The following is a 12,168-nucleotide window of genomic DNA, read 5'->3' as shown; positions in this document are numbered from 1 at the left end:
GGCCCGCACGCGGCGTACCGCCCCGCACCACCTTTCGTGAACGACCCGCACCACGGGGGCACCTCGGCACCGAAGCGGCCCCACCCGCGCGCGTCGCCCGAGACAGGGGCGTCACCCCCGGCCGCGGGGGCGCTCCGCGCCCCACTCGCCGTATTCCTCTTCCTTCAGACCGCACGGAGGCACAAGGTGAGCGAGTCCCTCGCCGAACGCATAGCCGCACTGCCGAAGAACCGCAGGGCACTGTTCCAGGCCCTCGCGGGCCGCGGCGGAGGGCGCGGCGCCGTACGGGAGGACCCCGAACCGGCGCCACGGGACCCCTCCGAGGCGCCGGTGCTCTCCTTCGCCCAGCGCCGCCTGTGGTTCATCGACCAGCTGCAGCCCGGAAGCCCCGCCTACAACGTCCCGGTCGCCACCCGCATCCGCGGCCCCCTCGACGTGCCGGCCCTGCACGGCGCGCTCCAGGACGTGGTGGACCGCCACGAGATCCTGCGCACCGTCTACCGGGACGTGCCCGGCGCCGCCGAGGCCGAGCCCCACGTGCTGCACGGCTTCCGGCTGCCCATGCCGGTGAGCGACCTGCCGGACGAGGCCGCCGTCCGGGCGTTCTACGACGCGGACGCCGCGGCGCCGTTCGACCTCGCCGGCTCCGTGCCGCTGCGCGCCTCGCTCGCCCGCATCGGCGCCGACGACCACGTCCTCGTCCTCAACCTGCACCACATCGTCACCGACGGCTGGTCGATGCGGCTGCTCTACACCGAACTCGAGCGCGCGTACGCGGCGCGCGTCGGAGCGGCGGCCGAGCCGCTCACCCACCTCGCCCTCCAGTACGCCGACTTCGCCGCCTGGCAGCGCCGCCGCATCAGCGGCGAACGCCTGGAGAAGCTCACCGGCTTCTGGCGGGAGGAACTCAGCGGCGCCACCCCCGTGGACCTGCCCACCGACCGGCCCCGCCCGCCCGTCTTCGGCCATGCGGGAGCCTCCCGCTACATCGACCTGCCGCCACGCCTCATCGCGCGGCTGCGCGAGTTCGGCAAGTCGGAGGGCGCCACCCTCTACATGACGATGCTCGCCGGCTTCGCCGCCACGCTTCGCCGCTGGACCGGCCAGGAGGACATCGTCGTCGGCACCTCCGTCTCCGGCCGCGACCACCCCGCCTTCAGCGACCTCGTCGGGTTCTTCGTCAACACGCTGCCGCTGCGCATCAGGACGGGCGGCGACCCGGGCTTCGCGGAACTCGTCCGCTCCACCCGGCAGACCACGCTCCAGGCGTACGCGCACCAGGAACTGCCCTTCGACCTGATCGTCGACGCGCTCGGGCTGCCGCGCGACCCCAGCCGCCCGCCGCTCACCTCCGTGATGTTCCTGCTGGACGAGACCCCGGACACCGCGCCCGGCCTCGCCGGACTCGACACCGAGCCCATCGACTTCTCCTCCCGCGCCACCAAGTACGACCTGATGATCAGCGTCCACGACACGGGCAGCGCCGTCCGCGCCCTCGTGGAGTACCCCACCGCACTCTTCGACGCCCCGACCGTCGACCGGCTGCTCGGCCACTTCCTGACCACCCTGGAAGCAGCCGTCGCCGTGCCCGACGTGCCGATCTCCACCCTGCCGCTGCTCACCGGCGCCGAGCGCCGCACGGCCCTCGACGACTGGAACGCCACCCGCGCGCCGTTCCCGCAGGACGCCTGCCTCCACCACCTGTTCGAGGAGCACGCGGACCGGCGCCCCGACTCGGCGGCCGTCGTCTGCGGCGGACTCGGCGGCTGGACCGTCACCTACCGGGAGCTGGAGGAACGGGCCAACCGCCTGGCCCACCACCTGGCCGAGGCGGGCGCCGGACCGGACCGGACCGTCGCCCTGTGCCTGCGCCGCGGACCGGGGCTCGTCACCGCGATCCTCGCCGTCCTCAAGGCCGGCGCCGCCTACGTGCCCCTCGACCCCGAGTACCCCGCCGAGCGCCTGGGCCTGCTGCTGCGCGACGCCGCTCCGCCGATCGTCGTCTCCGACTCGGAGCTCATCGGTCGCCTCCCGCTGGGCCCCGACACCGTCCGCGTCCTGCTCGACACCGACCGGCCGGTGCTCGAGACGCTCCCCGCGACCCGGCCGGCGGTCCCCGTCACCTCCCGCGACCTGGCGTACGTCATCTTCACCTCGGGTTCCACCGGCACCCCCAAGGGCATCGCGCTGGAGCACCGCGGTGTGGTCAACAACCTGCTCGACCTCAACCGCTCCTACGGCATAGGCCCCGCGGACGCGGTCCTCGCACTGTCCTCGCCGAGCTTCGACATGAGCGTGTACGAGACCCTCGGCATGCTCGCCGCGGGCGGCACCCTCGTCCTGCCCGACCCCGCCGCCGCCAAGGACCCCGCCCACTGGGCCGACCTGATCGAGCGTCACGGCGTCACCGTGTGGAACTCCGCGCCCGCCCTGCTGGGGCTTCTCCTCGACCAGCTCGAGCACGCGGGCGGCCCCGCCCTGCCGAGGCTGCGCACCGCGTTCCTCGGCGGGGACTGGATCCCCGTCACCCAGCCCGACCGGCTCCGCGCCTTCGCCCCCGGGCTGGCGTTCGCCGCGCTCGGCGGCGCGACCGAGGCATCGATCCACTCCCTGGAGTACCGGGTCGGGCGGGTGGACCCGAGCTGGACGAAACTCCCGTACGGCCGGCCCATGGCCAACCAGCGCGCCTACGTCCTCGACCCCGCCGACCGGCTGGTGCCCGTGGGCGTACCCGGCGAACTGCACCTCGGGGGAGTCGGACTGGCACGCGGCTACCTGAACCGGCCGGAGCTGACCGCGGAGAAGTTCGTCCACGTCGAGCTCGAACCCGGCCGCACCGAACGGCTTTACCGCACCGGCGACCTCGCTCGCTACCGGCCCGACGGCACCGTCGAACTCCTCGGCCGCACCGACTTCCGCATCAAGCTCAACGGGCTGCGCATCGAGCCCGGCGAGGTGGAGAGCGCCCTGCGCGAGCGGCCCGGGGTCCGTGAGGCCGTCGTCGTCGCCCGCCAGGGCGCCGGCTCGGCGCGCCTGATCGGCTACGTCGTCCCCGAGGACGGGGCCGCCCCGGACCCGGCCGCCCTGCGCGGAGCGCTGGGAACCGTGCTCCCGCCGCACTGCGTGCCCGCTGAACTCGTCGTCCTGGACCGGCTGCCGCTCAGCCCCAACGGCAAGGTCGACCGCAAGGCCCTGCCCGAGCCGCGCGCCGCGCGGCCCGCCCTGGCCGGCGGGGGCGTTCCCGGCTCCGTCGCCCCGGCTGCCGGGACTGCAAGCGCTGCCGCCGGAGCCGTAGCCGGTTCGCCCGGCTCCGCCGCCACGGCACCCGTGGCGGGACCGGCCGCAGGCGGGCCGGCAACCGGAACCGAAAGCGACGCCGCAGGCGACCCCGTCGCACAACGCGTCGCCGCCGTCTGGGCCGAGGTCCTGGGCCTCGCGATCGTCGGGCCCGACGACGACTTCTTCGCCCTCGGCGGCGACTCCTTCGCCGCCGTCCGCGCGGTGCGGGCCGTCGCCGAGGCGATCCCGCAGGCGCACGCCCTGCGCGTCGTCGACCTGTTCAGCAACCCCACCCCGGCCGGCCTGGCGGCCCGCGCCGCGGAACTCGGCGGGGACGCCGCCGACGGCCCGGCCCCGCACCGGCTCCTGCACCGGCTGTCCCCGCGGTCCGCCGAGGGCCCCGCCGCGCTCACCCTCGTCTGCTTCCCGCACGGCGGCGGCGACGCCATCGCCTACCAGCCGCTGGCGTCCCACCTCCCGCCCCACATCGAGCTGCTGGCCGTCTCCCCTCCGGGACACGACCCGCTCAAGCCCGGCCCCATGCTCCCCGTCGGTGAGTTCGCCGAACTCGCCGCCCGCGAGATCGCCCGGACGGTCACCGGACCGTTCGCCGTCTACGGCCACTGCGCCGGTGTCGTCTCCGCCCTGGAGACCACCCGCGTCCTGGAGCGCGACGGCCTGCGGCCGGTCGCCCTCCACCTCGCCGCCGCACTCCCCGAGGAGGACCCCGAGTACGCGCTGGAGATGGAACGCGTCTCCAGCGACGACGACCTCGTCGGCTACCTCACCGCCATGGACGGCTTCGACGGCGTCCTCGACGACAGCGATCTGACGGCCGTGCTCCGGATGGTCCGGCACGACATGACCGAGGCCGCCCGCTTCTTCGCCCGTACGCCCGACGGCTACGCACCCCCTCTCGTCACCCCGCTCACCTGCGTCGTCGGCGACGCCGACGACGCGACCGAGGGCTACGAACAGGGCCACCGCGCCTGGGGCCGCTACGCCCGCGACCTGCGGCTCGCCGTCATCCCCGGCGGCCGCCACTACTTCGCCAAGCACCTGCCCGACCGGCTCGCCGCGCTGCTGGCCGACCTGCACCGCAACGGAGGAACCCATGTCTGACCTCGCCGAACGGCTCGGCCGGCTGCCCCAGGGACAGCGCTCCCGGCTGCTGGGCCGGATGCGCAACCAGATGACCGCCGCCGTGGGTCACCGCAACGAGCTCAAGCGCATCGACCACGGACCCCGTTCCCGTGCCTCCTTCCAGCAGGAACAGATGTGGTTCGTCGACCGGCTGGGCGCGGGGAAGGCCCGCAACAACATAGCCCTGGCGATACGCCTCGACGGCCCGCTCGACCGCGCCGCCCTCCACGAGGCGCTGGGCGCGGTCGTCGCCCGCCACCAGGTGCTGCACAGCAAGCTCGTCGAGGTCGACGGCGTGCCCTGGCAGGAGCCCGTGCCCGGCTTCGTCCTCGGCGTGCAGACCAGCGACTTCGGCGACAGCGACGACCCCGACCGCGACCTCGCCGAACTCACCGCCTCCTGCGCGGCGGCCCCCTTCGACCTCGCCGAGGCGCCGCCCGTCCGTGCCCACCTCGTACGCCTCGCCGACGACCGGCACATCCTGCTGTGGGTCGTCCACCACGTCGTCTGGGACCCGGGCTCCACCCGCATCTTCACCGAGGAACTCACCGCCGGATACGCCGAGGCCGCGCAGGGCAAGCGCCCCGAGGCAGGCGAACTCGCCGTGCAGTACGCCGACTTCGCCGCCTGGCAGCGCGCCAAGCTGGAACACCCCGAGCACCGGAGGGCGCTGGCCGACAAATGGCGCCAGCTGCTCGCGGGCGCCGAGGCCACCGAGGTCATGCCCGACCACCCGCGCACGCCCGAGACGCGCGGCGACGGCCGCGGCCTGTCGCTGACCCTGGAACAGGAGCTGCTCGACCGGCTGAACGCGGTGGCCGAGAGCTCCGACACCACCGTCTTCACCACGCTCCTCGCCGCCTTCAACGCGCTGCTGCGGCACTGGACGCACACCGAGGACGTCGTCGTCGGCACGGCGAGCGCCTCCCGCCCGCACCCCGACCTGGAGCGCGTCATCGGCTGCTTCGTGCAGATGATCACCCTGCGCACGGAGGTCGGTGACACCCTCACCTTCCGCGAGCTGGTCGCCCGCACGGCCGGCACCGTGATGGACGCCTTCACCAACAGCGAGCTGCCGTTCGAGCAGGTCGTCGACGCCGTCCGCCCCGTCCGCGACCCGCTGCGGCACCCGCTGTTCCAGATCGAGTTCACCTCGCTCGGCCGCTGGGGCACGCGGACGGCCGAGGCCGCCGGGGTCGAGCTCGCCGTCGAGCAACTGCACGACGGTGCCGCCAAGTTCGACATGAGCTTCCTCGTCGGCGAGAACGACGGCCTGGAGCTGTCCCTGGAGTACAACACCTCCCTCTACCGGCACGGCACCGCCTCCGCGCTGCTGACCGCCTTCCGGCGCGTCATCGAGCAGGTGGCCCAGAACCCCGACATGCAGATCGGCGAGCTCAGCCTCGTCGAGGAGCCCGCCGCCTCCCGGCACGCCCGCGAGCTGTCCCGCGGCGGACCGCTCGACGAGGCCGCCTGGACCACCACCCTCGACCGGGCCTTCCGCGAGCGCGCCACCGTCCGGCCCGACGCCGTCGCCGTCCGCCACGGCGCCACGACGCTCGACTACGCGGCCCTGGACCGCTGGTCGGAGGCCATCGCCCACCGCCTGCGCGACCGCGGCGTGCGGCACGGCGACCCGGTCGCCGTCTGCCTCGGCCGGGGCCCCGCCGCCGTCGCCGGACTGCTCGGCATCCTCAAGGCCGGCGCGCACTACGTGCCCGTCGACCCCACCGCGCCCGCCGACCGCACCAGGACCGTGCTCTCCGACGCCGGGGTGCGCCACGCCCTCGTCGACGACGCCACCGAGCTGCCCCTGCCGCTGGAACGCGTCACGGCCGGCGCCACCGCTCCCGTGCGCGACGTGCCGTCCCTGCCGCCGACGTCGGCCCCCTCCGACCTCGCCTACGTCCTCTACACCTCGGGCAGCAGCGGCACCCCCAAGGGCGTGATGATCGAACACCGCTCGGTCACGCACTTCTCCCGCACCATCGCCCGGGCGTACGAGATCGGCACCGCCGACCGCGTGCTCCACTTCGCCCCGCTCACCTTCGACGTCTCCGTCTTCGAGGTCTTCACGACCCTGCTCGCCGGCGGGGAGCTGGTCATCGCCACCGACGAGGAGCGCCGCGACCCGGCCCTGCTCCAGACCCGCATGCGCGAGGACGGGGTGACCGTCGCGGAGCTGCCGCCCGCGCTGCTGCCCCTCCTCGACCAGGCGGGGCTGCCCGCCCTGCGCCTGGTGTCCGTCGGCGGCGAGGCGTTCCCCGGCAGGCTGGTCGCCGAATGGACCGCGGGGGAGCGCCGGTTCGTCAACGGGTACGGACCCACCGAGGCCACCGTCGCCGTCACCCTCATGGACTGCACCGGCAGCTACGACCGCAACCCGCCCATCGGCCGGCCCATGCCGGGCCACCAGGCGTTCGTCCTCGACGACCGGCTGCGCCCGGTGCCGCCCGGGGTGCCCGCCGAACTGTGCGTCGCCGGTCCCGGCGTCGCACGCGGCTACCTGGGCCGGCCCGAGCTGACCGCCGAGCGCTTCGTCACCAACCCCTACGCCGACGGCCCCGAGACCGAGCGCCTCTACCGCACCGGGGACCTGGTGCGCTGGCTGCCGGGAGGCAACCTGGAGTTCCTCGGCCGCACCGACCGCCAGGTCAAGCTGCGCGGACACCGCATCGAACCGGGCGAGGTCGAGGCCGTGCTGATGAGCCACCCGCGCGTCCAGCAGGCCGTCGCCCTCGCCCAGCCCGCCGCGGGCGGCGACAAGATGCTCGCCGCGTACGTCACCGTCGAACAGGTCGGCGCGTACGCCTCCGAGGTCGTCGACGCCGAAGTGCTGCGTGCCTACGCCGCCTCACGGCTGCCCGGCTACATGGTCCCCGTGGTCGTCGTGCTGGACGAGCTGCCGCTCACCCGGCACGGCAAGGTCGACGTGTCCGCGCTGCCGCTGCCCGTCGGCCACGCCACCGCCGGGGGCACCCCGCCCCGCGACGAGATCGAGGAGCAGATCTGCCGGGACATCCTCACGCCGCTGCTGGAGTGGTCGAGCCCCGACGTCGAAGGCGACTTCTTCGCGCTCGGCGGCAGCTCGCTCCAGGCGACCATCGTCGTCTCGCGGGTCCGCGCCGTCTTCGGCATCGACATCGCGCTCGCCGACTTCTTCGGCCGCCCGACCGTCGCCGGCCTCGCCGACCTCGTCCGCGCCGCGCAGGCCGAGGCGGCCGGCGAACAGGACCGGCTGCTGGCGGTCTTCGACCAGATAGAGAACATGTCCGACGAGGAGGCCGCCGCCCTGCTCAGGTCCCTGCAGAACCCGGACGGCGCGTGATGACCTCTCCCGCGGACGCGGGCGTCGACCAGGCGCTCGCCGCCCTCCCGGAGTCCAGACGCGAACTGGCCCGCATGCTGCTGGCCGCCCGGCGCCCCGTCCCCGCCCGGCCGGCCCCGCGCTCCGGCGCGGGGCCGGTCCCGGCCACCGCCCTCCAGGCCCGGCTGCGGCGACGCGAGCACGTCCGGCCGGGCGCGGGCACCGGATCGCACGCGGTGCGGCTCACCGGACGCCTCGACCCCGGCCGACTGCGGGACGCGCTCACCGGCGTGCTCGCCCGCCACGAGGCACTGCGCTGCCGGATCACGGACGCCCCCGACGGCGGCCGCCCGCAGCTGACGGTGGCCGACGAGCCCGCCCTGCGGCTGACGCTGACGGACCTCACCGACCGCACGCCCGCCGAGCGGGAGGACGCCGTACGGCGTGCGGTCACCGAGAGCGCCGGGACCGCGCTGTCCCTGGAGACCGGCGAGACCAGCGCCTTCCGGCTGCTGACCCTCGGTCCCGAGGAGCACGTGCTGATCCTCGCCTCGCACCTCGCGGTCTTCGACGGCTGGTCGTCCGGGGTGTTCCTCACCGACCTCGCGGCCGGCTACCGGGACGGCGGGGTCGCCCTCGCCCCACCGGAACTGCAGTTCCCCGACTACGCGGACTGGCAGCGGCGCTGGCTCGCGTCCCCCGACGGCGCCGCCGAACTGGAGCGGCGACGGGCCGCTTTCGCCGGCGTCCCGGCGGCGCCCCGAGCCGAGGGCGGCTTCGAGCGCGGGTATCTGCCGGTGCGTATGGAGCGCGGGCCCGGCAGCCCGCTCGACGCCGGACTCGCCCTCGGCGCCGCCGAGGGGGCAACCCCCTTCATGACGCTCCTCGCGGCTCTCGCGGTGGTCATCGCCCACCGCGACGGCGGCACCGACGTCGTCGTCGGCACCCCGACCGCGGGCCGCTTCGCCACCCATCTCGAAGGCGCCGTGGGCCAGTTCACCACCGTGGTCCCGATCAGGATCGACCTGTCGGGCGATCCGTCCTTCACCCAGCTGCTGCACCGCACCCGCGCCGCGGTGGCCGACGCCCTCGGACACCAGCGGCTCCCCGTCGACGAGCTCTTCACCGACGGGACCCAGCCCTACAGCGTCCTGTTCGCCCTCCACAACTACCCGGCCGTGCCCTTCGGCCTGCCCGGAATCGAGGTGAGCCAGCTGCCCGGACCCCCCGCACGCCACCTGGAGCTCTACAGCCCCGACCCGGCCGCCACCCTGGCCTGCGTCGGCCTGGTCGAACGCGACGGCGAGATCGGCGGAACAGCCGAGTTCAACCGCCGGGCCGCCGCGCCCGAGGACGTGACCGCGCTGCTCACCGGCATCGAGGACGTCCTCAGGCACGCCGCCGCATCACCCGCCGCCCCCGGGATCATCACCCGCTAGCCAGCCCCTGGGAGTATCCGTTGCTCACCACCGAGTTCTACCGGGCGCCCGCCGACTGCGGGCTCGTCCGTTCCGGCGACGGCGTGCCCCGTACGCCCATGCGCGCCCTCCGCGAGGAGATCCACGACGTCCTGGTGTCCGCACCGGTCGCCGCGGCCCGGCGCACCCGCGACCCCCGCCCCGTCCACAGGGCACTCGGCGAGGCCGGTCTGCTCGCCCCGCAGTGGCCCGAGGAGTACGGCGGCCGAGGAGTCAGCCAGGTCGCCGCCGCCGTGCTCGTCGAGGAACTGGCGATGCACGACGTGCCCGACCTGCTGCACACGCTGACCGTACAGATCGTCGGCTCCACCCTGCTCAACGTCGCGAGCCCCGCGATGAAGGCCCGGCACCTGCCCGGCTTCGCGGCCGGGACCGCCTTCGGCTGCGTGCTCTTCAGCGAGCCGCAGGCCGGATCCGACCTCAACATCCTCTCCACCCGGGCCGTTTCCGAAGGGAACGGCGGCTACAAGCTGTACGGCACCAAGGTCCACTCGCTGTTCGCGGGACTCGCCGACTACGGACTGTGCCTTGCCCGCGGCGAGGACGACGCCTTGAGTCTGTTCCTGGTCCCGCTCGCCCAGGAGGGGGTCACGATCAGAGCCGTTCCCGGCATCGGGGACGACGCCTTCCACGAGGTCACCCTCGACGGCGTGGCCGTCACAGCCGACGACGTGGTCGGCTCGATCGGCCAGGGCTGGGCCATCGTCGTCAAGACCCTCGCCTTCGAGCGCACCGGCCTCGACTACTACGTCAAGGCCCTGCGCTGGTATCGCGCCGCCGTCGAACGGCTGGAGGCGCACACCGACCGGCTGGAGGCCGGCCAGCACGACCAGATCGGCCTGGCCAAGCTCAACGCCCGGCTGCTCGCCGCCGGCACGCTCGTACGACGTGTCCTGACCCGGCTCGACCGGGGTGAACTCAACGAGGACGAGGCGGCGGCGGCCAAGTGGTACACCACCGAACTCGCCGCGGAAGTTGCCTGGTGGGCGGCCGAACTCGACGGCGACCGCAGCATGACCCTCGACGACCCGGAGGTCGACGGGGTGGCACACCCACTGGACTCGGCGCTGCGTGACGCCCCCGGGATGCGGATATCCGGCGGCACCGCCGAAATGATGCTGGAGACGCTGGCCCGGCTGCGTCTCGACTCAGGGGCGGAGGTACGGCCGTGACACAGAGCGCGACGACGGAACGGGACGCAGGCGGCAAAATCCCCGCCGAACGGTGGCGGGAGCGCGAGGAGGAGGACTCGCTCTTCCGGCAGCTCCGCCTCACCGTCCGCCAGGGCCTGGAGCTCGACTCCGGCGGCACCGCCGAGTGCGCCTGGGTGGCCCTGACGCAGGTCGGCGCCTGGGAGTTCGCTCTGCCCATCGACCGGGACGGGCTGGACCTCGGGCAGGCCGTCATCGCGATGGTCTGCGAGGAGGCGGGGAACGCGATGCAGCCGCTGCCGCTGACCGACACCCTGCTCGCCCTCGACCTGCTGGCCGGGCTCGGCCCGCTCGTCCCGGAAGGGATCGAGGGCCTGCTGGACCGGGTCCGCGCCGGTGAGCACCCCGTGGCCGTCCCGGGGCGGCTGCCGGACCCGTGCGGCGCGGTGCCGCCCGGCATCACGTGGAAGCCGGACGGCGACAGCGGCGGCGCCGTGCTGACCGGCACGGGAGGGCCCTTCGCCGCCGGTGTCGCGCCCGGCTCGCTGCTCGTCCTCGCCGACGGGCCCGAGGGTCCGTGCGTGGCCCTCGTGGAACTGCCCGCCGAGGGCGTCGAGTTGCGGGCGCTGCGCGACCACGGCGGGGGAGCGGTCTCCAGTGCGGTCTTCGACGAGGCCCGCGTTCCCGCCGAGGCCGTGCTGCTGCGCGGGGTCGCCGCCGAACAGGCACTGGCCCGGGTGGGGCTGCGGGCGGCCGTGCACCAGGCGTCGCTGCTCGCCGGCATCACCGCCGCGGCGCTGACCGCCGTGGTGGCCCGGATCAGGAGCCGCCGTCAGTTCGGCCAGGCGCTGGTCAAGCACCAGGGGCCGCGCCTGCGGGTGGCCGGGCTGCTGGCTCGTCTCGACGCGGTCCGCTGGGCGGTGGGGGACGCGGCCAAGGACCTCGACGAGGACCGTCTCACGCCCGGCGAGGCCGCGGGCCTCATCGCCCTGACGGCCGAGACGGCCCTGGACGTGACCCGCGACGCGGTCCACCTGCACGGCGCGTCGGGACTGGTCCGGGACGGCCTGGTCGCCGGCTGCTACCGCCGCGCCGCCTGGGAGGCCCTGCGCTGCGGCCGCCCCGCGCACCTGTGGGACACGGCGTCCCGCATGCCCTGACGGCATGTCCGCCCGGGCCCGCCCCGGGTCCTCGGCGCACCCGGCTCCGCAGCGCCGGGTGCGCCGGGGGCGGCCCCGGCTCGGGCGGCAGCGGTGCCCGTCCGTGAACACGACGGCGGACACCGGCCCGTCCGCGACGGCCACCTGCACGTCCCCGAAGGGCCGACCGCCCGAGAACCGCGTTCGCTCTCAGCGCCGAGCGGCAGCGCTGGGGCTCCGGCGACGCTGTCGTGATCAGACGCCTTCGGGGGAGGGACAATCCGTGGACGGTTTCGCCGGCAGGTACAAGGCACTGTGCAGTGGTGCCCTGCTCGTCGCCGAGTCAGCCGAGGACGCGTATCACCTCGGCGCTCTTGACCAGTTCCTCCCGCGATCCACGATCCGGACCGCCACCGGAAGTAGCCGGCGGCGGTGGCAGGTCGGCGGTCACATTCCGGGCCGACGGGGCCTGAAGAGACCCGCCGTGGCCAGGGAACGGTTGATCGCGCTCGCCCGTCACCTCGACACGCTGCGGCAGCAGGACCGCTGAAGGCCTGCCTGGCCACGGTCTGCGGGGAGTGGCCGTCGATGCATGCGAACGGACGGGTCGCGTCCCAGGCCCCGGCCGCCGCGCCGACCACATCGTCGGCAACGCAAGGCGCTCGGCCGGG

6 protein-coding genes are annotated in these 12,168 nt (G+C 74.6%); all 6 read left to right on the top strand.

All coding sequences use genetic code 11. From position 1 onward, the window contains the following. Positions 1-186: 186 nt before the first annotated feature. On the top strand, positions 187-4,401 hold the full coding sequence (locus tag AB0K02_RS14670) for an amino acid adenylation domain-containing protein (RefSeq protein ID WP_365992765.1): 4,215 nt from the start codon (positions 187-189) through the stop codon (positions 4,399-4,401). Further along, positions 4,394-7,750 carry an amino acid adenylation domain-containing protein gene (locus AB0K02_RS14665; RefSeq protein ID WP_365992764.1) on the top strand — a complete coding sequence of 1,119 codons (3,357 nt, stop codon included), beginning with the start codon at positions 4,394-4,396 and terminating at the stop codon, positions 7,748-7,750. Before AB0K02_RS14670 ends, AB0K02_RS14665 begins: the two co-directional genes overlap by 8 nt. Continuing rightward, positions 7,750-9,168, top strand: coding sequence for a condensation domain-containing protein (locus AB0K02_RS14660; RefSeq protein WP_365992763.1), 1,419 nt, complete (start codon positions 7,750-7,752; stop codon positions 9,166-9,168). Before AB0K02_RS14665 ends, AB0K02_RS14660 begins: the two co-directional genes overlap by 1 nt. Positions 9,169-9,188: 20 nt before the next feature. Continuing rightward, the gene (locus AB0K02_RS14655) at positions 9,189-10,379 is read left to right on the top strand and encodes an acyl-CoA dehydrogenase family protein (RefSeq protein ID WP_365992762.1); all 1,191 of its coding nucleotides are present in this window, start codon (positions 9,189-9,191) and stop codon (positions 10,377-10,379) included. Then, the gene (locus AB0K02_RS14650) at positions 10,376-11,518 is read left to right on the top strand and encodes an acyl-CoA dehydrogenase family protein (protein WP_365992761.1); all 1,143 of its coding nucleotides are present in this window, start codon (positions 10,376-10,378) and stop codon (positions 11,516-11,518) included. The genes AB0K02_RS14655 and AB0K02_RS14650 overlap by 4 nt, the downstream gene beginning before the upstream one ends. A 262-nt stretch (positions 11,519-11,780) precedes the next feature. Then, entirely contained in the window at positions 11,781-12,047 is a 267-nt protein-coding gene (locus AB0K02_RS14645; protein ID WP_365992760.1) for a hypothetical protein, read from the top strand. The last annotated feature ends 121 nt before the right edge of the window (positions 12,048-12,168 follow it).

Source organism: Streptomyces sp. NPDC049597, assembly GCF_040675505.1.
In the GTDB taxonomy this organism is placed as follows: Bacteria; Actinomycetota; Actinomycetes; order Streptomycetales; family Streptomycetaceae; genus Streptomyces.
This window is presented reverse-complemented; position numbering and strand designations above follow the sequence as displayed.